Origin of the sequence: Bacillus sp. BML-BC051 (genome assembly GCF_019656175.1) — a bacterium.
Classification (GTDB): Bacteria; Bacillota; Bacilli; order Bacillales; family Bacillaceae_G; genus Bacillus_A; species Bacillus_A mobilis.
In genome coordinates this window covers 1-24,257 of record NZ_BPLI01000067.1, presented here as the reverse complement: position 1 = coordinate 24,257, position 24,257 = coordinate 1, and the positions used below count along the sequence as shown (strand labels likewise).

Here is a 24,257-nt window from a genome sequence, read left to right as displayed (position 1 = left end):
TGTTTTGTACAAAGTAAAGAAATCCAATGTTATTTAGATTACTTCTTTGTCCCTTTACTTTTATATGGCTTTGCAGCTGCTTTTTTCTTTGCACTTGATTGCCAACGGTTCCACCCTTTACTTCCTGTACCTTGTCCTACACCTTTTTTTGGTTTTGCTTTCGTTTTACTCATATGATCACTCCGTTATATAAAAATCTTATTTAATAATAGTCAATGATTTAGAACATACTCTTTATAAATGACTATGATTGCTTTAAGTAAAAATAAACTGCTTGAATGCTATAGTATAACACGAATTTGCACGTAAACTGAAAGGAATTACAAAGAAAATGAAAATAATACGAAATACTGCGGATTCTATATTTCGAACGATTACATTACTTGTTGTGTATATGTTAGTTTCGGTTAGTGAAACGTTTTTTGGATTGACAAGACAGAAGAAGTAAAGACGTTATATTGAAAACAATCAATAAAGCCGTAAAATAAAGAATTTAAAAATATTTTTTAATTTTTGTTGACTTTCTTTATTTTTTGTATAGAATAATCATTAATAAAATGTTTCAGAGATGTGACAACAAAACGACTATGAAAGGACGAGTAGTAGTAGGATGTAGTCTAAGCGAGTCAGGGGTGGTGTGAGCCTGATACGAAGCCTATTATGAAGAACCTCCTGGAGTTGCTAACCGAAATCCTTTACAGGAAAGTAGACTTAGCCGGGAACTTCGCCGTTACAAGAAGAACAGTATCGAGATATTTCATCTCCGTATTGTATAAGTGAGCAACCTCTGTTGCTAATTTGGGTGGTACCGCGGAACCAAAGTCTTTCGTCCCAGTTTTTTGGGAAAGAAGGGCTTTTTTTGTTGGCTTCTTTTCACAACATCCAAACATTTTAGGAGGAAACCACCATGTATCAATCATTAATGACAGTAAGAGAGACTCAAATCGCAATTAAGGAAGTTAAAACATTTTTTGAGGATCAATTAGCAAAACGCCTTGAACTATTCCGCGTATCTGCACCATTATTCGTAACGAAAAAATCAGGATTAAACGATCACCTAAACGGTGTAGAACGTCCAATTGAATTTGATATGTTACATTCAGGAGAAGAATTAGAAATTGTTCATTCACTAGCGAAGTGGAAAAGATTCGCATTACATGAATACGGCTATGAAGCTGGTGAAGGTTTATATACAAACATGAACGCAATCCGTCGTGATGAAGAACTTGATGCAACACATTCCATTTACGTTGACCAATGGGATTGGGAAAAAATCGTTCAAAAAGAATGGCGTACTGTAGATTACTTACAAAAAACAGTACAAACAATTTATGGAATATTCAAAGATTTAGAAGATCACTTATTTGAAAAATATCCGTTCCTTGGAAAGTATTTACCAGAAGAAATCGTGTTTGTTACTTCTCAAGAACTAGAAGATAAATATCCAGAATTAACACCGAAAGATCGTGAACATGCGATTGCGAAAGAACACGGTGCAGTTTTCATTATCGGAATTGGTGATGCACTTCGTTCAGGTGAAAAGCATGACGGACGCGCAGCTGATTATGATGATTGGAAATTAAACGGTGATATTTTATTCTGGCACCCAGTACTACAAGCTTCGTTCGAATTATCATCAATGGGAATTCGTGTTGATAGTAAATCACTTGATGAGCAGTTAACGAAAACTGGTGATGACTTTAAACGTGAGTATGATTTCCATAAAGGTATATTAGAAGATGTACTACCATTAACAATTGGTGGTGGTATTGGACAATCAAGAATGTGCATGTACTTCTTACGTAAAGCACATATCGGTGAAGTGCAATCTTCTGTATGGCCTGATGATTTACGTGAAGCTTGCAAGAAAGAAAACATTCATCTGTTTTAATAGAAGCGAGAGAGGATAGCTCAAAGAGTTATCCTCTCTTTTTTATTGTGTAAACGAATGGTTTACAGTGGATTGTACCAATAGTTTCTTTCTTTTTTATCTCCTATTATGTCGTAATTTGTTAAAGGAGTTAATAACAGTAAATAAGAATCTATAAAAAACTATAAAAATTTACAATTACAGGTTTTATATTTTACAGAATTCAACCTATAATATTTTCAGGTGATGAAAAGGGGGAAAAGGATGAAAACAACACGTACTTGTAAAATCAATTCTATTACAAAAGAACAAACGGAAGATTTAATTACTTTGATTCGTACGTTCGAAAGTGCAAAACGATATAGTTTTAATCGTTTGATTGAGGGCGAAAACGAGAAAGAATTGATAAAAAAACTACAACCTAAATATTTGTTAAATAAACGTTTTTGTGAAGATGCAATTTTACAAGCGCAAACGATCCTTTTCTCTCAAAAAGAACTTCTTCCTGTTTACCTAGAAAACAATCAAAAAAAGTTAGAAAAGACGTTCCAAAAAATAGATGATTATGAACGCGGCAAAAAAAGACCTAAACAAGTTTCATTAGAAACTTGTTTAATTGGTTTAAGAAAACGAAAACAAAAATTAGAACAAAAAATTGAAACGTATGCAAAACATATTAAAAATAAAACATTACCTCCTATTATTTTTGGTGGGCGGAAAAATTTCTATGAAAGAATGAAAAACAAGATATCCAATCAAGAATGGAAAGATTTGCGGACACGACAATTATATTCTCGTGGAGATAAAAGCAAAAAAGGGAATTTGAACATGCGCATTACAGTTGATGACTGTGGGCAAGGATGGTTAGAAATTGCAAATCCATTAGGACGAACAAATGGAAAAACAAAAAGCCCACGAATCAAAGTTCCGATTATCATTCCATATCATTTTTATCATCAAATCACAAATGTCGTTATGGGAAAGCAAATCGGTGTAAATCCAAAAGGAAAACCGATTATAGAGCATCAAAAATATAGTGTAGAAATCATTCGTAAACAAAATGAATTTTATGTAAATATTACGTTTGATGAAACAGAAATAGGTCGTGTACTAGATTTCAAGGAAACACCACAATCAGATGTAATTGCAGGAATTGATGTGAATCCGGACCGTATTGCAGTTAGTTTATGTACAAAACAAGGTAATTTTAAAGGTTCAAAAAATTTTTATCTACACCATCTGAATGCGTTTTCGACAAACAAACGCGCAACGATAATTGGACAAATCGTACAACAAATTAAAACATGGTTATTGGAAAACAATGTAGGTGGAATTGTTTTGGAAGATTTAAAGTTTCAACAATCTCATGATACTGATAAATACAGTAATCGTAATTTCCATCAATTTACGTATAAAAAGATGTTGAACAGTTTAATTCGTATGGGTCTTCGTAACGGATTTTCTGTTAAAACAGTAAACCCTGCTTATACAAGTGTGATTGGAAAATTAAAATACAGTAAAAATTTCGGTATTAGCGTTCATGAAGCAGCCGCCTTCACGATCGCAAGACGTGGATTGGAATTGCAAGAACAAGTACCAAAAGAGATTATATTATTATTAAAAAACCAAATTACAACAAAACTGCGTATTCTTGTTGCTTCCATGGAAGAAAGTAAAAAGAATACGCAAAAAGTATATAAAAAATGGTTACAAACAATCCAAACGTGGAAAGAATATCACAATTGGAAATTGTGGAGCATTCTTCATAAAACTGTTTATATGAGCAATCAACAATTCGTATTTAAAATTTAAATGAGAAGGGGGGTACTGGTTTATTTCTTATAACTTCTTGCATACTACTGACTTGGATGAATGGTAGTATGCAAGGACAGATCGTTCCTAACAGGAACCTGCCGTCATTCTTTCACAATAGGTGGATGAAAAGGTCACAACCCTTACGGACAGGAAAAAGGTGAGATTCCTTTTCGGTAGTTGGCATTTGACTTGGTTCGCCAACAATTTATAGATTTTTATAAGAATTTTAAACCAGGGGACGTTATGAGCTTAGGACAACAACTTAAAAGATTACGAGAGTCAAAAGGGTTTTCACAGGAAGATGTTGCTAAGAAAATTGGTGTGACAAGGCAAGCTGTGTATAAGTGGGAACATGATAAAAGCTGTCCGGATATTGATAATTTAATTTTGCTTAGCGAAATGTATAATGTCACATATATGATAAAAAGTGAGAAGAATCAGTTATATTTCCTAGGAAAGAGTACAACATGCAACTGAATTGTTTTATAATAATTTCGAGATATTAATAGTATGTTAAAAAGTCCAAACAAGCATAACCCCGTTCTAAAGCTAGGACGGGGTTCAAAATCTAAGTTTTATTAAGCGTAAAGTTCTTTCAAATATTTTTACTTCAGTAAAGACGTCTAATAAAACATTACTTATTTGTTACCGAGTTCTTCCGCTAAACCGATTAAAATTCCTTCCGTTCCACGAATGTAGCAGAGTCGATACGAGTCCTCGTACTGAACTACTTCGCCAACGAGCTGAGCACCATGCTTCTTAGTAAGTCTGGATACCATTTCGTCAATGTCTTCAACGGTGAACATGACACGCAAATAACCGAGGGCATTTACAGGAGCTGTCCGGTGATCTGCAATAGTAGGTGGTGTGAGAAATCGAGAAAGTTCAATTCGGCTATGGCCATCTGGCGTAACCATCATAGCAATTTCTACGAACTGAGAACCGAGTCCAGTTACGCGACCAGCCCATTCACCTTCGACAGTAGCGCGCCCTTCGAGTTTTAATCCAATCTCTTCGAAGAAAGAGATTGCGTTATCAAGAGATTCTACAACGATGCTGACATTGTCCATTCTTAGTAATTTGTTGTTTGCCATAGTCTTTATCTCCTTTATATGTATAAATTTATTATCTAACTATCCTCATAATTATACTAAAATCTCCTATAAACAAAAAACACCTTGTCACAGTGTAGGAAAAAATGACAAGGTGTTTTCGGGTATAGAATAAACATTTTGTTAACAAACAAAACCTCGGAAACCTTCTACTACTGATATACGCATGAACTTTATTTCGTGAATACTATTATTGTAAGAATTTGATAATGTAGTTTCTATTCGATAATATAACTTCGACTTCCCCGCAAAATATTCCCATCCTATTTCTATTAATATAGGAAGAAAATAGATTTATATAATTTATTTTAAGTTTTACTGGTGGAAATTAACTCATCTGCACTAAAGGCTCAATTTTCGCCATAAATGATTGATGCAGTGCCTCGACACCTGTTACTAAATGAAGGCGGTCAATAACGACAGATACTTTAATTTCTGATGTACTTACCATTTTAATATGAATATCTTCTTCTTTTAAAGTAGTGAACATATTCGCAGCAACACCTGGATTAGAGACCATACCAGACCCTACAATTGATACTTTTGCTAAATGATTTTCATATTCTACAGATTCATATTGTAATGTTTCTTGATGTTGTTCTAATACCTCTAATGTTTCTCTTAAATCATTAGAATGGATTGAGAAGGAGAGGTGAACAGTTCCTTCATTTGTAATACTTTGAATGATGATATCTACATTAATATGTGCCGCTGCTAATGTAGAGAAAACTGTTGAAAGTGCACCTTGTTCTAAGCCTTTTATTGTGACGCGTGTAATATTATCTTCAAATGCAATACCTTTAACGATTGATTGTTGTTCCATGTTACATTCTCCTTTTACAATTGTTCCATTTTCTTGTTCCATACTTGAGCGAACTTCTAACATGACATTATGATTTTTAGCAAACTCAACAGCACGCGGGTGTAATACGCCAGCACCGAGGTTTGCAAGTTCCAACATTTCATCATAAGAAATTTCTTCTAATTTATAAGCATCTTTTACAACTCGTGGGTCCGTCGAATAAACACCGGTCACATCTGTGTAAATATCACATTTTTTTGCTTTCAGTGCAGCAGCTAATGCAACAGCAGTTGTATCAGAACCACCGCGTCCAAGTGTTGTAATTTCATGGTTTTCACTCATTCCTTGGAATCCAGCTACAATAACAATCGTACCTTCAGTAAGATAAGATTGAATTCGATCTGTATGAATGTCAGTAATCCGTGCACTACTATGTACAGATTCTGTCGTAATACCAGCTTGCCATCCTGTTAATGAAATCGCGTTATAGCCTTTTGCTTGTAGTGCCATCGTTAATAATGAAATAGTCACTTGCTCTCCTGTCGATAGAAGCATATCCATTTCGCGTTTACTTGGGTTTTCTGTAATAGCGTTAGCGAGTGCGACAAGTTCATCTGTACTCTTTCCCATTGCTGAAACGACAGAGACGATACTATGTCCTCGTTCATATTCTTCAATAATTAAATTTGCTACATGTTGAATACGCTCAACACTTCCGACAGAAGTGCCACCAAATTTTTGTACAATCGTTTCCATTACGAATTCCTTCTTTCATCCATTTTTAAGAATAGATTAGGACATATATAAATCCCAATATTCCTGTAGTTACCAGAGAAAAGCAAAAAACACCATCTCAAATAAGTGAGGATGGTGCTGTTACAGGAAAAGGGAAACAGAAAACGGAGCTAATAAAAAAACCGCCAAAAAAGGAATACCATAAAAATGATATCTCTTTTTTGTAGATAGCTCTTCATACGTACACGTCTGTACATATGACAGTTCTGTTTCTATTCGAAAACAGCCCCAATTGATAAATGCAGAGAAATTTATCAATTTCGGCAACACTTCCTTTCATCTAATTTCATAGACATCTCTGTGTCTCCATTAGAATACTCATAAGTATTGCAACCTCTATCTCACGTTTTAGGCGAGAGTGTTTGATTTATGAAGTTGTTGGTAACATTTGTTTTATAATAATTTAAATTTTTCGGGGAAGCAAGTGTTTTATATAAATTTTAAAAATTCTTTCTCTTTATGAAAAAGTTTGTGAAAAATGTAGCAAAATAAATTCATAGCATGTACATTAAACTTATAGTGCATTGGAGGTGGAAGAATGAAGGGGAAAAAGCCTATTTATGTTTCGGCAGAAATGAACACAACAATGGAGAAATTATGGGAATACACGCAAGAACCACATATACATACAGAATGGGATGCCCGCTTTACTGAAATTTCATATTTAGAGAAAAAAGAAGGAGAACCACAGAAGTTTTTATATAAAACAAAAATCGGATTTGGACTTGAAATAGCTGGAGAAGGGGAATCGATAGGTGAAATAAGAAAAGAAACAGGAGAACGGATTTCTTCTTTAAAATTTTGGACGGATAATAGATTATCACTTATTCAAATAGGGCGTGGTTATTGGAAGTATACACCGCGTGAAAAACACATTCATTTTGAGACACAATATGATTATGATACGAGGTTTGGTCGTATAGGGAATGTAATAGATTTCTATATGTTTCGGCCGTTATTAGGCTGGGCGACTGCTTGGAGCTTTGATGCATTAAAATTATGGTTAGAGAAGGGACTTCATCCTAGGTTACTAATTAGAAGAACAATGACATATTGGCTCGTATGTTTATTAATTGCCTTTGTATGGATGTATCAAGGGATAGTGCCGAAACTAGTGTTTACTCATTCAGAGGAAGTAAAAATGCTATCTGTGATAATTGGTTCAACGGAATATAGTATTTTTGTACTTAAAATAATTGGATTATTAGAAATTATTTTTGGTGTCATATGGCTGTTGCCATTTCCAAAACGAAAAGTATTTATCGTACATATTTTTATGTTAATAGCCTTAACGATAGCGGCGGGTTTTACGAATATCTTAAGCTTTACAGAGCCGTTTAATCCAATTACATTAAACGTTCTACTAATGGGGTTATCAATTGTCGGTTATATAAATAGCACGAATTTACCAAGTGCAAAAAATTGCAAGAGGAAGAGAAAGGAATAATGTATGGCTAATATGTATGAAAGACTATTAGGGGATTCTTATAAAAAACTTCATCCGAAATTACAGAAACGCTATGAGATCACGGAAGAAAATAGCTTTACTGGAGAAGGAGAAATGGATGAAATTTACGGTGGTTCTTTTTTCGTAAAATTAATATTAAAAATTGCATCGAAGTTTAGAATGTTTTTCTCTGAGCGGGGGAAGGAAGTGCCATTTACAATACATAATACCGCTGAGCGAGATGAACATGGAAATGAACTAGTAAGGTGGAATCGTACTTTTTATTTCCATAATAAGAAAAGATATTTTAATGCCGTTATGCAGTTGGATGGAGAGAATAATGAAATTGTAGATTGTTTTGGTGAACCGCACTTACTTGTTTCTACATTGAATTTTCATATTGATGAGATGGGGGCAATGCATATTTCTTCAAAGAAACAATGGTTTTATATGTTTGGAAGAAAAATTCCGTTACCAAAGTTTTTGTATGGCGAAGCAAAAATTGTAGAAAGTTATGATGAAACACAACAATGCTTTCGAATTCATGTACAAGTACGCAATCCGTTAATCGGTTCATTATTTTCATATAAGGGAACATTTGTGGAGAGGAAATAAATGATATGAAAAATATAATAGTTGGGCTTGCTTGTTATATTGTTTTTCTAATATGTGAGTGGACAAATGTAAACCCAGTTGAAGCAATTATATTATTATCTATTTTGTTATTTATACCGATGTCATTTTGCATCATTGATAAGAAAACAAGAAATGGATCACATGTATTCTTTTATAAACTGGTATCGCTGTTATATCCAATCGCAGCAATTAGTGCAACGCTAGCTTTCGTAACAAATCACTATTTCTTTGCTTTACTTTGGTTTGTATATACAGGAATTGTTGCGTTATTTGGTGTAAGTAGATTACTAGAAAGAGGATGGAAACCGTTAGAAGAGACGGCTATCGATAGTGCGTTTATGTATTTGTTTTTAGGTGGTTTCTGGTTTTTTGCTTCTGTAGTAAAACTTTCCATTATGCATTTTAGTTCTGACATTGTTTTGCTTACCGCTGCACACTTTCATTATTCGGCATTTCTATTGCCATTATCAGTCGGTTTAATTGGGAGAAAAAGAGAAAAGAGAAGTAAAGTATATGATGCTATTATGTTTATCATCGTCATTTCACCTATGACAGTTGCAATAGGAATTACGTACTCAAGAGTATTTGAATTTTTTGCAGTATGCCTATATTTATGTGCGATTTATGGTTATGGGATTTATGTTTGGCGCACGAAATTTAATGCTATCAGTGCAAAGGTTCTTCTGATCATATCGTCTAGCACACTCATGGTAACAATTATGTTTTCACTTATATATTCCTATGGGAATTTGAAACATGTACTGACGATTACAATTGCTCAAATGGTTTGGATTCACGGTGTTGTCAATGGAATTGGAGTAGCGTTACCAGCATTTGTCGGCTGGATGATTGAAAAGAGTGCTTCGAATTATAAATATTACGGGAAACCAATGAGCAGGTTAAGAGGAAATACGACAGTTGGGGAAGCATTTTTACATAACAGACATTTAATAGATAGCAAGGAATACAAAGGTTTAGTTGATAATATGAATGATTTTCATAGTGAGGCATTTGACATGGCGAAGATTCCTTTAAGTATTACTCGGTTTTATGAAAATACAAAAGAGTATGAGTTACAATCGCATATTAAATGGGCTCGGTGGTTCCACCCGGTTGCATTTTGTTATGAGAAAATGAGTAAGCGTGTAGGACAAATACATTTAGGAATGGGCGGCAAGTGGGAAACGATGCAAGGCTCTATCATTGGGATAATAGATGCGAAGGATGGAAGAGAGAATGTAAGGGCTTGGCTAAGAAAAAATGAAGCAGGAGAATCTATATTTGTAGCTCTTTACTCAAAGCATACATATAGGAACGAGACATATATGAATATTGCATTACCTTTACCATATTCGAATATGACGGGGGTTTTGAAATTATGTAATAAGAGTAATGATTTAATTATTACTAGTAAGCTAAGAGAAAACGGTAAGGGAGATGAGGGTATTTATTTACATACTCGTTTCTTTACAATACGTTTACCGTTAGCAGAGACTTTTATTATGAAAGAGAGCACGGATCACATATTAGAAGCTAATCATAGAATGTGGATACTTGGAGTTAAGTTTTTAGAAATTGATTATGAGATTAAGAAAATAGAGGAGAAGTAGGAAAAGCTTGGAGAGATTCCAAGCTTTTTTATGTATGCGTAATTGTCATAGCAACTTGTTTATCTAAGTCTCGGTCCCAAACGCGTTGAATTTCAAACGTACCTTTTTCAAAAAATAATGGGAATCTCTCTTTAAACCAATCTTGCATAGGAAGATTTAGTGCTTCATCAATTGGTACCCATAATAATTCGCCCTCAGGAGGATTCATAAGAAGTTCTCCATCAAATGAGTCTGTCCAATAATTAAATACCATATATCGAACATTTTCTTTCGGATTTACGTATTCATCTAATCCCTTAAAACTTAGATTTGAGACAAGTAATCCAGTTTCTTCTTTTACTTCTCGTTTAGCAGCTTTAACGATACTTTCTGGGAAATCTACTTTACCGCCAGGAGCGATATAACCAGGGAAACCTAGACGATCGGGGCGCTGTATTAGCAATACTTCGTTATTCCGCTGAATCATACACATCGTGTAAATACGGTGTTCTATATCTTTCCAATTGTTGCTCATACGAATCTCTCCTCTTATAAAACCTTATAGTTTTTAACTATAGTTATATATGACAAAAAATACAATAATAATACAAAATTATACAAATTACAATTGACTATTACTAATTTTCAGAACTATAATTAGTCTGTTACATAAATACATTGTACTTGAGAGGGGAATATATTCTATGAAAAATAGAATAATCGCAGCAGGAGTAATTGCAGCTAGTATATTATCTTATTCATCTAGTAGTTTCGCACAAACAAAAAAATTTCCAGATGTCCCAGCTAAACATTGGGCAGAAGATTCTATTTACTATTTAGTAGATAAAGGTGCAGTTAAAGGTAACGATAAAGGAATGTTCGAGCCTGAAAAAGAAATCACTCGTGCAGAAGCAGCTACAATGATGGCTCAAATCTTAAACTTACCAATCGATAAAAATGCTAAACCATCTTTCGGTGATTCTCAAAATGAGTGGTATACTCCATTCATCGCAGCTGTAGAAAAAGCTGGTGTTGTTAAAGGGAAAGGACCAGGTGTATTTGATCCAACTGGGAAAATTGATCGAGTTTCAATGGCCTCTCTTATTGTAGAAGCTTACAAATTAGATTCTAAAGTAAATGGTACTCCAGCAACTAAATTCAGTGATTTAGAAAAAAGTTGGGGTAAAGCAAAAGCTAACATCCTAGTTGAATTAGGGATTTCTGTTGGGACTGGTGACAGATGGGAGCCAGAAAAAATTCTAACTAAAGCAGAGGCAGCTCAATTTATTAAAAAAGCAGATTCTCTTAAAATAGGAAATCCTTTAGTAGAACAGATGATTATTATTGATCCTGGTCATGGAGGAACAGATCCTGGGAAAGCGACACAAGGATTACATGAAAGTGATATTGTATTAGATACATCTAAAAGATTACAAAGTTTAATAGAGAAACAAACTCCATTCCGTGTGATGTTAACACGTGAAACAGATATTCGTCTTGGTGAAAAACAAGGAGAAGACCTTAAAAATCGTGTGGATTTCGCGAAGGAACATAATGGAGATATTTTTGTAAGTATCCATGCAAATGCTTCTCAAAAACATGATGGACATGGAACAGAAACTTTTTATTATAAAGGATCTGAAAAGAAAGAATTAACTGATCGTGAAAAAGATAGTTATATGTTAGCTGATAAAATACAAAAACGATTAGTTAAAGCTCTAGATACAAGAGATCGTGGTGTGAAACCAGAAGACTTTTATGTACTAAGAGAAAATGAGATGCCAGCAGTATTAACGGAGCTAGCATTTTTAGATAACAGCGAGGATTATGAGAAGTTAGCTTCAGAATCTGGAAGACAAATAGCAGCTGAGGCAATTTTTGCGGGTATTTTAGATTATTATGAGTGGAAAGGTTTTGATGTTTCAAAATCTCGTTTAACAAAATAATAATGTTGATTGCTAGGCCCATCGTCTATATAGAGATGGGCTTTTTATGTAAGTTTTTGTAATTTTATATCAGGATAAAAAGATATATCGTATTATACTAATTATGAATAAAATAATGGTAGATTAGTTTATTTTTATCACGTATACTTTTACTGTTGACTAATTAAGAGTTTGTTAGTTTAATAGGGAAAATTATACGATAAAGGGAGGCAAGTTAACACGGGACAAGCATATACATAACGTGTTAAAAAAATTATGAAAAAAGTTATTTCTAATGTGTTAGCAGTGACAGTCGCACTTCAAGTAGTGATGGCTCCAGCAACTTCGTTTGCATCTACAAAAGAATTTCCAGACGTTCCGAAAAATCATTGGGCACTTGAAGCGATTAATGATTTAACGTCAAAAGGGGTTATTGCAGGTTACGATAATGGTAAATTTGGCTTTGGAGATGTTGTAACTCGTGAGCAAGTAGCAGCATTAATGTATCGCGCATTAAAACCAGAAGTGAAAAGTGATTATAAAAATCCATACTCTGATATTAGTGCAGGAACGACGATGTTCCAAAAAGAAATTTTGGCATTAACAGAAATGGGGATTTTCGTAGGTGATGGTAAAGGAACGTTTAGACCGAAAGAATCGTTAACTCGTGCTGAGATGTCTGTTATTTTACAAAAAGCATTTAAATTAGAAGTAAAAGCACCACATACATTTAATGATATAGATGCAGCGCATTGGTGGGCAAAAGAAGCAATTAGTGCATTGCAATCCAATGGTGTAGCAGCAGGGAATAACCTTGGAGGATTTGACCCATCAGGTGTATTAACACGTGAAAGCTATGCACAATTATTATATAAAGCGATGCAAATTAAAAAAGATGTTCCTGTTGAACAGCCATCATATATGAATCTAGATGTGACATTACCATCGAACGTAACGGCACTAGAGATTGATGAGTTTATTAAAAATTCCCATGCAGATAGTCCGCTTATTGGAACTGGTAAAGATTTTGTTCAAGCGCAAAATGAGTACGGTGTGAGTGCATTATACTTAGCTGCACATGCAATTTTAGAATCTGGTTACGGTAAATCAGAAATTGCATATCGTAAACATAATCTATTTGGACTAAAGGCATTTGATTGGGATCCATTTGCATATGCAAAATATTTACCGTCATACAAGGAAAGTATTTCTTACAATGCTGACTATGTAAGAAAGAACTACTTAGAAAAAGGTGCGGATCATTTTAATGGTTACACATTACCTGCTATGAACATTAAGTATGCAACAGATAAAGCATGGGCTGGAAAAATAGCTAATATTATGGAACGTATTAAGCCTTTCAATAACAAAGATTATGAAAATGTAAAACGATTAGCGAAAAATCCTAATACATTAAATGTAAATGCACTAGGCGAAGCGATTCCATATAAAGATTATGCAAAAGATGCAACAGCTACTGTTCAATTAGTAGGATCTTACTATCAAGTGCCATATCCATTTGGCTATACAATTAAGAGTGTACCAAATGTTACACAAAATGAAGTTGGAAAATTAGAAAATGGTAAGAAAGTAAATGTATATCGTGAAGATCCAAACGGTTGGGTAGAATTTTCATTTGAAAATGCTCAAGAAAAATATTGGACATTGAAGAAGAACTTAAAATTATAATATAAAAAAGGTGTTTTCATTTATGGAAACACCTTTTTTATATTTTTACCAATAATTTAACAGTTTCATATATAATTATAAGTATTGAAAATTGAATTTTCTGCTTTATTTTTAGTGTTAACTTAATTTGAAATGAGGAGAGAAGTATGCAAGGGGAAATACGAACAGAGAAACATGTAAGTTATGTCGGTAAATTGTTATTGCCAGTTAAAGTATCACCACATTTTAAATTTTTGTGGATTGGGCAACTGCTTTCGACTTTAGGTAGTTCGATAACGATGGTTATTTTGCCAGTCGTTGTGTATTCATTGACTGGTTCAACAGTTGTAATGGGAATGACTATGGCGATGTACATGCTTCCTAATATTCTTGCGTTACCGTTTGCTGGATTAGTAGTAGATCGAATTGATCGAGTGAAATTAATGTTATTTACAGATATAATTCGCTGCGTATTAATGCTATTACTTGCGACACTTATATTTATGGATGTATTAACAATTCCGCTTCTATATGTACTCGTCGCATTATATGGGCTTATGGAAGGGATATTTCAGCCGGCGTATGCGGCTGTAAGAGCGAAAGTATTTGTACCGGAAATTCGAAATGCAGCTAATGCATTAACGCAAATGAGTAATCAAGGTATACGACTAATTGGACCGGCTCTTGGAGGATTAATCGTTTCAGTTGCATCTGCCGGAATAGGATTTGGACTGGATGCAGTAACATATTTGCTATCATTTTTATGTTTAATATTTTTAAGAGAAATAAAGTTTAAAAAAGTAAACCCCATTGAAAAGAGAAAGGTCGATTACAAACAAGAGTTTATGGAAGGTGTTTTCGTTTTAAAAAGTCATCCGTGGCTATGGATTACAATTTTAGTCTTTTCTTTCATCAATATTTGCTATGCAGGAATTATCGTCGTATTAATTCCATGGTTATTTAATGTTCATCATCATTTTGAAGCATACGTGTATGGATTAGGAATGGCATCTTCTGGTGTGGGAGCTGTAATTGCCGCGCTAATATTTGGCGGGAGGGAACGGTGGCATAAGCGGGGATTACTTGCCTATGGTGGTGTATTAATAAGTGGTTGTGCGCTTTTAATAATGCCGTTTATTGCCTCGGCACCTGGTTTAATTGTATTAATGGCAATTGAAGGGTTCGGTATGATGATATTTGGACTCATTTGGGAAACAAGTTTACAAGAGCTTGTGCCAGAAGAAGCATTTGGAAGGGTGGCAAGCCTTGATATGTTAGGTTCATTTGCTTTATTGCCACTAGGTTATGTAGTTGTAGGATGGTTAGCTACTGTCATAGGTGGCGAGATAACGATTATAACATTAGCTATTCTAGTACTTGTAACAATTGGAGTAGCATTATGTGTACCAAGTATTCGACGATTTGATTGATGATATAAGGGAAAGGAGAATAACTTATATGATTATAGAAAACTTGAACGGTATAGTAGCAAAGGAATTGGACAGCCAATACACTTTGCAGGAAAAGATCTTTGAAGCAAAAAAATTCACAGTCTATATTGCTACCCATAGAGAAAATACGCTAACGCATAATTCACTAGTATTAATAAAACATCCTTGTAACGAAAAGCCTTCCGTACATATTTGGCATAAGAAAATTAGCACCGAAGCAACAAAGCTGGACATCACGAAAGAAGTAACAGAAGCAATTCAATCTGGTTTTGTAAATGAAGAGTAAGCCCTAATCAAATTAGGGCTTACTCTTCATTGAATACAAATGTTTGTTTCATTTGTTGACCCTCATTTACTGGATGACCGTTGTAAGAGAAATTGTTTTCTTCCCAAGTGATGACGACTTTGAAATTATGGCTGTTAAAGTCTAAAGGGAATAAGATGTAGTCAAAGCTTGTCTGACTTTTTGAAACGTTGTTATGTAATGTAGTAGGATTAAAAGCAGCTTTAGAAGTAGGAGTGTTATCAACTATTTCTACAGCTACGTTTGACACATCATTACCGATGTTTTTTACGAGTAAACGATATGTATCGTAAACACCTTGTTTTGGCTGCACTGCTTGCTTGTTTGCGTTATAAGATTTATCAATTTGGATATACCACTGTTTTGACTTTGATTCAATTGGTAGTGATTGAAATGTGTATGCACTAGCTTGTATTGGTAGTGCTAAACAGATTAGTGCAAAGAGAGAAAATATTTTTCGTTTCATTTTTAGAGAGCTCCCATTCTGTAACGGATTTATTTATTATTATTTTCTTTTTGGGAAAGGGTATACCATATAATGTAAGAGTTTGTTTTGTGAATATCGGATTAGGAGTCATTATCTCAGTTGTTACGCTTATACTTAGTGTTAGTACAGCTTTTTCCCAACAAGAAAGCCGATCGCCTTTAGGCATAGAATGAAAGGGGAGCTGGATCCGGAATGCTACTAAAAATCGTAAGGTTCGTGGTAATTTAAGTATCCAAAGTATAGGTAGTTTCTTCAGATTTTTTGTTTGATTTTTCCGAAATAAATGATTATAGAAGAGTGTTTCAAAGTATTGGTTGAAGGGATATGTAACGAGCTTGACATGGTTAGTATCGTAATGTTATGTGATACTAATCGCGTTCATTTGTTTTTAAGTACACGGACAATCACTCCTTAGCCCTGCGAATATAATGAGAAAATAAAATGAGTGACATCAAAATGTTTGAGAGCAGAATGCCCTCATTAGAACGTTAAATAGTATATTCAATATATTTAGGGGATTAGAGGAAAAAGCTGTGTAGAGGCCATACTACACAGCTTTTTTCGTACGTCTGACTTTAGGATAACCAATTAAGCTTGTTTAATTGTTACGTATACGTACTTCTGTATCACTATCAAAAAAATGTGCTTTTGTTAAACTAAAGGCTACTGAAAGCTTATCGCCAGCTTTCAGTTCTGATCGAGCATTAATTCGTGCGACAAAACTTTGATTTTCAAGTTTTCCATGTATCATAGTCTCAGCACCTAATAATTCAGCAACTTCAATATTAATTTCGACAGTTGAATCAGGAGAAGATTGAAGGACAATTGGTTCATCGTGAATGTCTTCTGGACGAATACCGAGTATAAGTGTTTTTTGGTTGTATCCCTTTTTCTGCAATTTTTTTAATTGTCCTTCTGGTACTTTAAAACGAATGTTTTCTATATGAAAATAGTTATCTTTTAATGTTCCAGTAAAAAAATTCATGGCCGGAGAACCAATGAATCCGCCAACAAAAACATTCTCAGGAGTATCATAGACTTCTTTTGGTGTACCAACTTGTTGGATGATACCATCTTTCATCACAACAAGGCGTGATGCCATTGTCATTGCTTCCGTTTGGTCATGTGTTACATATATAGTAGTTGTGTTTAAACGGCGATGAAGCTTAGAAATTTCTGAACGCATACTTACACGTAATTTAGCATCTAAATTGGATAGAGGCTCGTCCATTAAGAATACTTTTGCGTCACGAACGATAGCTCTTCCTAATGCAACACGCTGTCGCTGCCCACCCGATAATGCTTTTGGTTTTCGCTTTAAATAATCTTCAAGACCTAATATTTTTGCCGCCTCAGTTACGCGATGATTAATTTCATCTTTTGGTAGTTTTCGTAATTTTAAACCAAACGCCATATTATCGTAAACAGACATATGTGGGTATAGTGCATAATTTTGAAATACCATTGCAATGTCACGATCTTTTGGAGCGACATCATTCATAAGTTTACCATCAATATAAAATGAGCCATTAGAAATATCTTCTAAACCTGCAATCATACGTAGAGTAGTTGATTTTCCACAACCAGAAGGACCAACAAATACAATAAATTCTTTATCTTGAATATGTAAATTGAAATCAGAAACAGCAGTTGTTTTATTATCATATAATTTGAAAATATGATCTAATACGAGTTCGGCCATTATACATCACCCCTATTTTTATAATTAACTGAATTATAAGATTTATTGATTGTAAGGTGAATTGGCAAGTTGCACAAAAAATATTAATTTTTTTATGCAAAATTACGAGATGTTCAAAGAAAGAAAAGCCAAATAGACAGCCACAGCACCTTCAAATGTTTTTATATTCAATCCTGTTTTTTCAATGAATTTGTCAATTCGATACTGTAAAGTATTTCGGTGTAAATATAATTGTTTGGCCGCAAGTGATACATTTAAATTACATTGGAAGAATACTTTAATACTCTCTATTAGCTCTTTATCATTGAAAACATGTGCTAATAAATGATTTGTATATTTTTCCCTCTTTTCTTTTGGTAATAAGGTCATTAATTGATAAGGAAGGAGTTGTTCAATGTATGTAATTTTCTTTGATAGATAGGGAGAAAGATAAGAAAATAAATTTCGTTCCCATTGATACAAGTGAGAAATTTGATTGGTATGGGTGTAGTGTCTGCCGACAAAAAAGGATAAGGATATAAAAAAATCTGTTTCCAGCGTATCAAGGGCTGTTTGCAATCTATATTCAGATATATTTTCTGTTAAGATGAGGACTCCAGTTTGTGAAGTTTCCCATATTGTAGGATTATCAAAACCAAGTATTGAATGTAAAGCATTATGAAATTCTTCTCGTTCCGTTATAGGATGCGTTGTGAAGAAATGTAAAAAGCGTACAGATGTTATTTGAATATCTTTACTCTGATATAATGCTTCGTACCAATACTTTTCTATTTCTGTTTCATAGCATGTGTCAGTATGGAGGGGAGTTAAGAGGGATGAAAGTAATTGACACTCTTGTTTATGTAAGCGAGATTTACGAATTCCTACTCTATTCCCATCAATCAAAAACCAACTGTAATCTTCAGAAAGTATGGCCTCATTAATTTTTATATCTTTATCGTAATATCTTTTTAATTGTTGAATCATATGAACACTCCTTATCTTTATATTATTTATTAATAACAAATGCTATAGGGATAATGGATTGACATAATTTGCGTTAAAAATTTAAAAAATTCAGAAAATATATTGCGGAGGAAAAAGTGATAGTGTTATACTTCATAACAACTGGTAATGACAACATCATGTCGTGATCGAATTGGTATATGTATAAATAATATATCAATGATAGTTTATTCCTTCAACTGGTAATGACATAAGTCTACTAAAATTGATAGGAAGGGAGAGAAGAGCATTGTTTTTATAAATGAATAAAATTCGTTTGTGAACGCTTTATTTACAAGGTGCTCCAAATCTTTTGTAAAGTTGATTATATTAGTTTAATTTGTTGTCAGTGAGTTACAAGAAACATAAGTAAAGATTTTGTTATATAGATGATTGTTTCTAGAGGAGGAAAAGGGATGAAAAAGTGGTTTATCTTCTTTTTGTCAACATTGCTATTGGCAATAGTAGGATGTTCTAACAGTGGCGAAAAAGTTAACACGTCATCTAAAGATGAAAAAATAGAATTACGGTATGCACTTTGGGATAAGAAACAACTACCAGCAGTGGAGAAAGTGGTTCAACAGTTTAATGAAAAACATCCGAATATTAAAGTAAAAATAGAATTAACAGCGTACGGACAGTACTTTCAGAAGCTTGAAACGGCAGCAACAGGAAATGCATTGCCGGATGTATTTTGGATGAATGGACCAAATGTCGTGAAATACGCTTCGGGAAAAGTATTGATGCCTTTGGATGATAAAGCGAAAAAAGATAATTATAAATTGGAAAATTACCCAAAATCTTTAGTTGATTTATATACAGTAGATAATAAAACTTACGGTATTCCAAAAGATTTTGATACAACGGCACTTTGGTATAACAAAAAATTATTTGATGAAGCTGGAGTAGCATATCCAGATGATTCATGGGATTGGGAGAAAATGAAAGAAGCTGCAAAGCAATTGACGAAAAAGGAAAAAGGTGTTTGGGGATTTGCAGCAGTAATGGGAAATCAAGGTGGTTATTATGATCTCATTTATCAAAATAAAGGGTATGTTCTTTCTAAAGATAAAAAAACAGTAGGATTTAATAAACCACAAGCAATTGAAGCATTTAATTATAACATTAGTTTTATTAAAGAAGGATTATCACCAACATTTGCTCAAATGACAGAGACAACAGCATCTGATTTGTTTTTATCAGGTAAAGTAGCGATGATTTTTGACGGGCCTTGGATGGTACCAGAATATAAGAAAAATCCTGATTTAAATATTGCTGTTATGCCAAAAGGAAAAGAAAGAGCTGTTATGATTCATGGTCTAGCAAATGTCATCTCAGCGAAAACAAAATATCCGGATGCAGCTTGGGAATTTGTGAAATATTTAGGTTCTAAAGAGGCAGCAGATGTGTTTGCAGAAACTGGAACAGTCATTCCTGCTTTTAATGGAACACAAGAAGCGTGGGTTAAATCCGTTCCAAACTTGAATTTACAAGCGTATATCACTGGTCTTGAATATTCTTACCCATTACCGAGTGTGAAAAATACAGGAGCTTTATGGGAGCAAGAAACAAAAGTATTAAAAAGGGTATGGGGAGGAGAATTGAATGTTGAAGAAGCAACAAAAGAATTAACAGAGAAAGCAAATGAAGTTCTTTCTAAAAAATAAGGAGAGGGATCCTCTCCTTGCTTTAAATCAAAAATTATGGGAGGAGTGAAGAGATGGAGGATCTATCAATAAAGGTAGTGGAGCAAAAAAATACACATATACAAAAAAAATATAAAAAGAAAAAGAAATTAGATTATATATGGGCATATGTCATGATTGCCCCAACTATGTTAGGGTTATTCATTTTTTATATGTGGCCAATTGTGCAAAATATTTATTTTAGTTTTACAGCGTGGGATGCGTTTGGTAGCTATGAATGGATTGGACTAGAAAACTATAAAAAGATGTTTACTGATAAAGATTTAGGAAAGGCTTTTCAAAATACATTTATTTATATCGTGCTTACTGTTCCAATCGGTATATTTTTATCCATCATATTAGCGGTGCTATTAAATCAAAACATTAAAGGGAAATCCCTTTATAGAACATTATATTTTTTACCTGTTATTACAATGCCTGCTGCAATCGCTATGGTATGGAAATGGATCTATAATTCTGACTATGGGTTACTCAATTACATGTTATCATGGTTTGGAATTGATGGTCCTAATTGGCTTACCAACCCTAACATTGCATTATATTCAATTATTATAGTTGCGATTTGGGGGGGGATAGGATATAACATGGTTATTTTTCTATCTGGTCTCCAAAACATCCCTAAAACATACTATGAAGCGGCAATTATGGATGGAGCCCGGCCAATTACAATTTTCTTTAAGATTACATTGCCACTTTTATCGCCAGTTATTTTCTTCGTAACGATTATGTCTTTAATTGGAGCATTTCAAGTATTCGATCTCATCTTTATGATGATTGGTAGAACAAGTAATGTAATTGAAAATACACAATCTATTGTTTATTTATTTTATCAAAATGCCTTTATTTTAAATGAGAAAGGATATTCGGCAGCCATAGCAGTTGTATTATTAATTATTATATTAATCATTACAGCGATTCAAATGATATTACAGAAAAAGTGGGTGCATTATGATGAATAAAAGAGTAGGTGCAGTCAATAAAAATACAATTATGATTCATGTAATACTTATCATAGGTGCCTTATTAACTATTGGTCCTTTTATTTGGATGATATTAACGTCTCTAAAAACTTATACAGAATCTGTTCAAGTTTCACCAGTTATTATCCCATCTCAATTTATGTGGAGTAATTATACGGAAATATTCAACTTATTACCATTTTTTAAATTTATGATGAATACTGTAATTGTTACAATAGCTAGAACGGTCGGGCAGTTGTTTTTATGCTCATTAGCAGCTTATGCTTTTGCTAGAATACAATTTCCAGGTAGAAATGTACTGTTTTTACTAACTCTTTCCGTCCTAATGGTTCCGGCTCAAGTGTTTTTGCTTCCACAATATTTAATTATGGTAAAACTGGATTGGTTGAATACATTACAAGCGGTAATTGTACCTGGGTTATTTAGTGCATTTGGTACCTTTTTATTACGTCAGTTTTTTATGGGCGTTCCAAAGGAACTAGAAGAAGCAGCAAGATTAGATGGTTGCAATCACTTCCAAATTTATTGGTATGTTATGCTGCCTCTTGCGAAACCAGGTTTAATTGCGCTTGGTATATTTACAACACTCTGGTCTTGGAATGAATTGATGTGGCCGATGATTGTAAATAATTCACCAGATATGATGACATTGTCAGTTGGTTTATCTTCACTACAAGGGCAATATGCAACAAACTATCCGGTACTAATGGCGGGATCATTTTTAGCGATTTTACCAATGTTGTTATTGTTTGTTTTTTTACAAAAACAATTTATTGAAGGAATTACAATTACAGGTGGAAAATAAGAATAATAGAATAGGAGAGGATATGAATGATTACAGCGGCATTAATTGGGGCAGGAAGTCGTGGAATGTACGCTTATGCTTCTTACGCGTTAGAACATCCAACAGAGATAACTTTTGTTGCGGTTGCAGAATTGGATAATGCAAAAAGACGGAAATTCTCTGAAATGCATAGCGTTTCGGAAGATATGCAATTTGAAACATGGGAAGAGTTATTAGCGAAAGAAAAGCTTTGTGATGTATTGCTTATTTGTTCGCCCGACCGGTTTCATTATAAACCTGTTATGCAAGCGATTGAGAAGGGATACAAAATTTTATTAGAAAAACCAATGTCACCAAGCCCTACAGAGACATTGGAAATTGCAGAGGCTGCCACGAGATATAACGCATTATTAACAGTATGTCACGTATTAAGGTATGCACCATTTTATAGGACTTTAAAAGAAATTGTTGATCAAAAGAAGATAGGGGACATCGTTTCAATTCAATGGAATGAAAATGTTGGTCATTGGCATCAAGCGCATAGTTTTGTAAGAGGGAATTGGCGTAATAAATCTGAATCAAGTTCAATGATTTTGCAAAAATGTTGTCATGATATGGATGTGCTACAATGGCTTGTGGGTGCAGAGTGTGAAAAGATTTCATCTTTTGGAAGTTTGACTCATTTTAAATCCGAACATGCACCTAAGGGTTCGACGCTACGTTGTACAGATGGTTGTGAAGTTGAAGAAAACTGCCAATATTCTGCTTTAAAATGGTATTTACACGAGAGAGATGAATGGCCAGCGAATGTAGTTTCTATTGATACAAGCATTGAAAATAGACTGGAGGCATTAAAAAAAGGACCTTATGGGCGTTGTGTGTACCATTGTGACAATGATGTTGTAGATCATCAAGTAGTAAATTTGCTATTTGATAATGATGTAACAGTTGCTTTTACAATGTCTGCGTTTACGAAAGAGTGTTGCCGTACGTTTAAAATTATGGGAACACATGGTGAAATTCATGGTCATGATGTATTAAATGAATTGAAGGTCAAATATTTTTCAGGTGAGGTTGAAACGATTTACCCAGAAACAATAGAAGGTGGACATATGGGAGCAGATAATGCAATTATGACTGATTTTATCGAAAAGGTAAAAAACAATAAAACAGAAAGTTTAACGTCTGCAATGATTTCGGCAAATAGTCATTTGATTGCCTTTGCGGCTGAAAGATCAAGAATAACGGGTGAAACAGTAAATCTTAAGCAATATGTGACAGACTTACAAGAATCGATGAATCCAGCAAAATAAGAAGAGCGCATATAAAGGAACAAATTAAATGTACGATTAAAGTAAATTTTAACAGTTGGAATAAGCTTATCTTTCTATGTGAGAAAGTGATGGTAATTCCTATTTTCATTCGATATAATAGCCATAAACTGGTTATAACAACTTTATAGATGAGGGAGTAAAACATGATTGCAAAAGATAATCGAACACCATTATACTACCAATTAATGGATATTATTGTGGAACAAATTGAAACTGGGAATTTACAAGAACATGATAAGCTTCCATCAGAACGCGAGCTATGTGAGATTCATGATGTAAGTAGAACGACAGTAAGACAGACAATGCAAGAACTGGAAAAAGAAGGATATATTTATAAAAAACATGGTAAAGGGAGTTTTGTCTCACCTCGTGTATTTAATCAAAGCCTGGTTCGTTTTTATAGTTTCACAGAAGAAATGAAAAAATTTGGAAAGGTTCCATCATCAACAGTCGTATCATTTTCCATAATTCATTGTGATAAAAAAATATCGAAAATTATGAATCTTAATCATGAAGAAGAGGTATATCAAATTACAAGACTAAGGTTAGCTGATAAAGAACCGATGCTATTTGAAACATCTTATATTCCTGTAAAGTTCTTTCCATATTTAACGAAGAAAGAATTAGAAGAAACACCAATGTACGAGATTTTTCGTACAAAATATCAAGTCCATATCACGCGCGCGGTGGAAAGTTTCAAAGCGATTGCAGCAGAAAAAGAGCATGCAACATGGCTACAAGTTGAAAAGAATGAACCATCTTTATCTCTAGAACGGATTGCATATGCGAAAGAAAATATAATCGAATACACACAGACCATTGCAAGAGGAGATAAATTTACTTACACAGTCGAATTACAATAAGTA

21 protein-coding genes, 1 pseudogene, 1 riboswitch and 1 other annotated feature are annotated in these 24,257 nt (G+C 33.9%); of the genes and pseudogenes, 15 read left to right on the top strand and 7 right to left on the bottom strand.

Going from position 1 to position 24,257, the window contains the following annotated elements; genetic code table 11:
- Nucleotides 1–38: 38 nt before the first annotated feature.
- Entirely contained in the window at nucleotides 39–173 is a 135-nt protein-coding gene (locus K5S59_RS24030; RefSeq protein WP_000047588.1) for a DUF3934 domain-containing protein, read from the bottom strand.
- Nucleotides 174–578: 405 nt separating this feature from the next.
- Nucleotides 579–837, top strand: a binding site (T-box leader).
- A 70-nt stretch (nucleotides 838–907) separates the two neighbouring features.
- On the opposite strand from K5S59_RS24030, the gene asnA reads away from it, so the two are divergent.
- The 3 genes and pseudogenes from asnA to K5S59_RS24015 all read left to right on the top strand — a co-directional run.
- Nucleotides 908–1,891 carry an aspartate--ammonia ligase gene (gene asnA, locus K5S59_RS24025; protein ID WP_000284913.1) on the top strand — a complete coding sequence of 328 codons (984 nt, stop codon included), beginning with the start codon at nucleotides 908–910 and terminating at the stop codon, nucleotides 1,889–1,891.
- A 243-nt stretch (nucleotides 1,892–2,134) separates the two neighbouring features.
- Entirely contained in the window at nucleotides 2,135–3,682 is a 1,548-nt protein-coding gene (locus tag K5S59_RS24020) for an IS200/IS605 family accessory protein TnpB-related protein (protein WP_000859089.1), read from the top strand.
- A 246-nt stretch (nucleotides 3,683–3,928) separates the two neighbouring features.
- A pseudogene (locus K5S59_RS24015) lies at nucleotides 3,929–4,123 on the top strand (helix-turn-helix domain-containing protein); the annotation flags it as partial.
- 200 nt (nucleotides 4,124–4,323) lie between these two features.
- On the opposite strand, the gene K5S59_RS24010 reads toward K5S59_RS24015, so the two are convergent.
- Nucleotides 4,324–4,779, bottom strand: a complete 456-nt coding sequence (locus K5S59_RS24010; RefSeq protein WP_000002738.1) for a VOC family protein — start codon at nucleotides 4,777–4,779, stop codon at nucleotides 4,324–4,326.
- A 346-nt stretch (nucleotides 4,780–5,125) separates the two neighbouring features.
- Nucleotides 5,126–6,355: an aspartate kinase gene (locus tag K5S59_RS24005; RefSeq protein ID WP_000448045.1), complete on the bottom strand. Its 1,230-nt coding sequence runs from the start codon at nucleotides 6,353–6,355 to the stop codon at nucleotides 5,126–5,128.
- A gap of 199 nt (nucleotides 6,356–6,554) precedes the next feature.
- Nucleotides 6,555–6,741: riboswitch (Lysine riboswitch) on the bottom strand.
- A gap of 191 nt (nucleotides 6,742–6,932) precedes the next feature.
- On the opposite strand from K5S59_RS24005, the gene K5S59_RS24000 reads away from it, so the two are divergent.
- From K5S59_RS24000 to K5S59_RS23990, 3 genes are read left to right on the top strand one after another with little or no spacing between them, the layout of a single operon-like run.
- Nucleotides 6,933–7,841 carry a DoxX-like family protein gene (locus tag K5S59_RS24000; protein WP_000676645.1) on the top strand — a complete coding sequence of 303 codons (909 nt, stop codon included), beginning with the start codon at nucleotides 6,933–6,935 and terminating at the stop codon, nucleotides 7,839–7,841.
- A 3-nt stretch (nucleotides 7,842–7,844) separates the two neighbouring features.
- Nucleotides 7,845–8,456 (top strand): DUF4166 domain-containing protein, encoded by a 612-nt coding sequence (locus K5S59_RS23995; protein WP_000002631.1) that lies wholly within the window; start codon nucleotides 7,845–7,847, stop codon nucleotides 8,454–8,456.
- Nucleotides 8,457–8,461: 5 nt separating this feature from the next.
- Complete coding sequence (locus K5S59_RS23990; RefSeq protein ID WP_212981908.1) at nucleotides 8,462–10,087, top strand: YndJ family protein; 1,626 nt, start codon at nucleotides 8,462–8,464, stop codon at nucleotides 10,085–10,087.
- Between the two features lie 28 nt (nucleotides 10,088–10,115).
- On the opposite strand, the gene K5S59_RS23985 is transcribed toward K5S59_RS23990, so the two are convergent.
- Nucleotides 10,116–10,601 carry an 8-oxo-dGTP diphosphatase gene (locus K5S59_RS23985; protein ID WP_000070003.1) on the bottom strand — a complete coding sequence of 162 codons (486 nt, stop codon included), beginning with the start codon at nucleotides 10,599–10,601 and terminating at the stop codon, nucleotides 10,116–10,118.
- 169 nt (nucleotides 10,602–10,770) lie between these two features.
- Between K5S59_RS23985 and K5S59_RS23980 the strand changes: the two genes are divergently transcribed.
- The 4 genes from K5S59_RS23980 (at nucleotide 10,771) to K5S59_RS23965 (ending at nucleotide 15,396) form a co-directional block, all read left to right on the top strand.
- A complete protein-coding gene (locus K5S59_RS23980) occupies nucleotides 10,771–12,012 on the top strand; it encodes an N-acetylmuramoyl-L-alanine amidase (RefSeq protein ID WP_000797225.1) in 1,242 nt (413 codons plus the stop codon).
- A 255-nt stretch (nucleotides 12,013–12,267) separates the two neighbouring features.
- A complete protein-coding gene (locus tag K5S59_RS23975; protein WP_000756003.1) occupies nucleotides 12,268–13,680 on the top strand; it encodes an S-layer homology domain-containing protein in 1,413 nt (470 codons plus the stop codon).
- Nucleotides 13,681–13,826: 146 nt separating this feature from the next.
- On the top strand, nucleotides 13,827–15,089 hold the full coding sequence (locus K5S59_RS23970) for an MFS transporter (protein WP_001161185.1): 1,263 nt from the start codon (nucleotides 13,827–13,829) through the stop codon (nucleotides 15,087–15,089).
- A 28-nt stretch (nucleotides 15,090–15,117) separates the two neighbouring features.
- Nucleotides 15,118–15,396, top strand: coding sequence for a hypothetical protein (locus K5S59_RS23965; protein ID WP_000582864.1), 279 nt, complete (start codon nucleotides 15,118–15,120; stop codon nucleotides 15,394–15,396).
- Nucleotides 15,397–15,415: 19 nt separating this feature from the next.
- Here K5S59_RS23965 and K5S59_RS23960 read toward each other — a convergent pair whose 3' ends face one another.
- The 3 genes from K5S59_RS23960 to K5S59_RS23950 form a co-directional block, all read right to left on the bottom strand.
- A complete protein-coding gene (locus K5S59_RS23960; RefSeq protein ID WP_000823168.1) occupies nucleotides 15,416–15,880 on the bottom strand; it encodes a hypothetical protein in 465 nt (154 codons plus the stop codon).
- 619 nt (nucleotides 15,881–16,499) lie between these two features.
- Nucleotides 16,500–17,603, bottom strand: coding sequence for an ABC transporter ATP-binding protein (locus tag K5S59_RS23955; RefSeq protein ID WP_000829430.1), 1,104 nt, complete (start codon nucleotides 17,601–17,603; stop codon nucleotides 16,500–16,502).
- 102 nt (nucleotides 17,604–17,705) lie between these two features.
- On the bottom strand, nucleotides 17,706–18,569 hold the full coding sequence (locus tag K5S59_RS23950) for a PucR family transcriptional regulator (protein WP_000615936.1): 864 nt from the start codon (nucleotides 18,567–18,569) through the stop codon (nucleotides 17,706–17,708).
- A 434-nt stretch (nucleotides 18,570–19,003) separates the two neighbouring features.
- On the opposite strand from K5S59_RS23950, the gene K5S59_RS23945 reads away from it, so the two are divergent.
- The 5 genes from K5S59_RS23945 (at nucleotide 19,004) to K5S59_RS23925 (ending at nucleotide 24,254) form a co-directional block, all read left to right on the top strand.
- Nucleotides 19,004–20,254, top strand: coding sequence for an ABC transporter substrate-binding protein (locus K5S59_RS23945; RefSeq protein WP_120449823.1), 1,251 nt, complete (start codon nucleotides 19,004–19,006; stop codon nucleotides 20,252–20,254).
- Nucleotides 20,255–20,307: 53 nt separating this feature from the next.
- Nucleotides 20,308–21,252, top strand: coding sequence for a carbohydrate ABC transporter permease (locus tag K5S59_RS23940; RefSeq protein ID WP_000389888.1), 945 nt, complete (start codon nucleotides 20,308–20,310; stop codon nucleotides 21,250–21,252).
- Nucleotides 21,245–22,078: a carbohydrate ABC transporter permease gene (locus K5S59_RS23935; RefSeq protein WP_033656313.1), complete on the top strand. Its 834-nt coding sequence runs from the start codon at nucleotides 21,245–21,247 to the stop codon at nucleotides 22,076–22,078. The genes K5S59_RS23940 and K5S59_RS23935 overlap by 8 nt, the downstream gene beginning before the upstream one ends.
- A 26-nt stretch (nucleotides 22,079–22,104) precedes the next feature.
- Entirely contained in the window at nucleotides 22,105–23,370 is a 1,266-nt protein-coding gene (locus K5S59_RS23930) for a Gfo/Idh/MocA family protein (RefSeq protein WP_000626889.1), read from the top strand.
- A 164-nt stretch (nucleotides 23,371–23,534) separates the two neighbouring features.
- Nucleotides 23,535–24,254 carry a GntR family transcriptional regulator gene (locus K5S59_RS23925; protein WP_000560687.1) on the top strand — a complete coding sequence of 240 codons (720 nt, stop codon included), beginning with the start codon at nucleotides 23,535–23,537 and terminating at the stop codon, nucleotides 24,252–24,254.
- Nucleotides 24,255–24,257 lie beyond the last annotated feature (3 nt).

Coding starts and splice junctions, on each gene's coding strand:
- K5S59_RS24030 (WP_000047588.1), bottom strand. CDS start 173: ATGAGTAAAACGAAAGCAAAACCAAAAAAAGGTGTAGGACAAGGTACA.
- asnA (WP_000284913.1), top strand. CDS start 908: ATGTATCAATCATTAATGACAGTAAGAGAGACTCAAATCGCAATTAAG.
- K5S59_RS24020 (WP_000859089.1), top strand. CDS start 2,135: ATGAAAACAACACGTACTTGTAAAATCAATTCTATTACAAAAGAACAA.
- K5S59_RS24010 (WP_000002738.1), bottom strand. CDS start 4,779: ATGGCAAACAACAAATTACTAAGAATGGACAATGTCAGCATCGTTGTA.
- K5S59_RS24005 (WP_000448045.1), bottom strand. CDS start 6,355: ATGGAAACGATTGTACAAAAATTTGGTGGCACTTCTGTCGGAAGTGTT.
- K5S59_RS24000 (WP_000676645.1), top strand. CDS start 6,933: ATGAAGGGGAAAAAGCCTATTTATGTTTCGGCAGAAATGAACACAACA.
- K5S59_RS23995 (WP_000002631.1), top strand. CDS start 7,845: ATGGCTAATATGTATGAAAGACTATTAGGGGATTCTTATAAAAAACTT.
- K5S59_RS23990 (WP_212981908.1), top strand. CDS start 8,462: ATGAAAAATATAATAGTTGGGCTTGCTTGTTATATTGTTTTTCTAATA.
- K5S59_RS23985 (WP_000070003.1), bottom strand. CDS start 10,601: ATGAGCAACAATTGGAAAGATATAGAACACCGTATTTACACGATGTGT.
- K5S59_RS23980 (WP_000797225.1), top strand. CDS start 10,771: ATGAAAAATAGAATAATCGCAGCAGGAGTAATTGCAGCTAGTATATTA.
- K5S59_RS23975 (WP_000756003.1), top strand. CDS start 12,268: ATGAAAAAAGTTATTTCTAATGTGTTAGCAGTGACAGTCGCACTTCAA.
- K5S59_RS23970 (WP_001161185.1), top strand. CDS start 13,827: ATGCAAGGGGAAATACGAACAGAGAAACATGTAAGTTATGTCGGTAAA.
- K5S59_RS23965 (WP_000582864.1), top strand. CDS start 15,118: ATGATTATAGAAAACTTGAACGGTATAGTAGCAAAGGAATTGGACAGC.
- K5S59_RS23960 (WP_000823168.1), bottom strand. CDS start 15,880: ATGAAACGAAAAATATTTTCTCTCTTTGCACTAATCTGTTTAGCACTA.
- K5S59_RS23955 (WP_000829430.1), bottom strand. CDS start 17,603: ATGGCCGAACTCGTATTAGATCATATTTTCAAATTATATGATAATAAA.
- K5S59_RS23950 (WP_000615936.1), bottom strand. CDS start 18,569: ATGATTCAACAATTAAAAAGATATTACGATAAAGATATAAAAATTAAT.
- K5S59_RS23945 (WP_120449823.1), top strand. CDS start 19,004: ATGAAAAAGTGGTTTATCTTCTTTTTGTCAACATTGCTATTGGCAATA.
- K5S59_RS23940 (WP_000389888.1), top strand. CDS start 20,308: ATGGAGGATCTATCAATAAAGGTAGTGGAGCAAAAAAATACACATATA.
- K5S59_RS23935 (WP_033656313.1), top strand. CDS start 21,245: ATGAATAAAAGAGTAGGTGCAGTCAATAAAAATACAATTATGATTCAT.
- K5S59_RS23930 (WP_000626889.1), top strand. CDS start 22,105: ATGATTACAGCGGCATTAATTGGGGCAGGAAGTCGTGGAATGTACGCT.
- K5S59_RS23925 (WP_000560687.1), top strand. CDS start 23,535: ATGATTGCAAAAGATAATCGAACACCATTATACTACCAATTAATGGAT.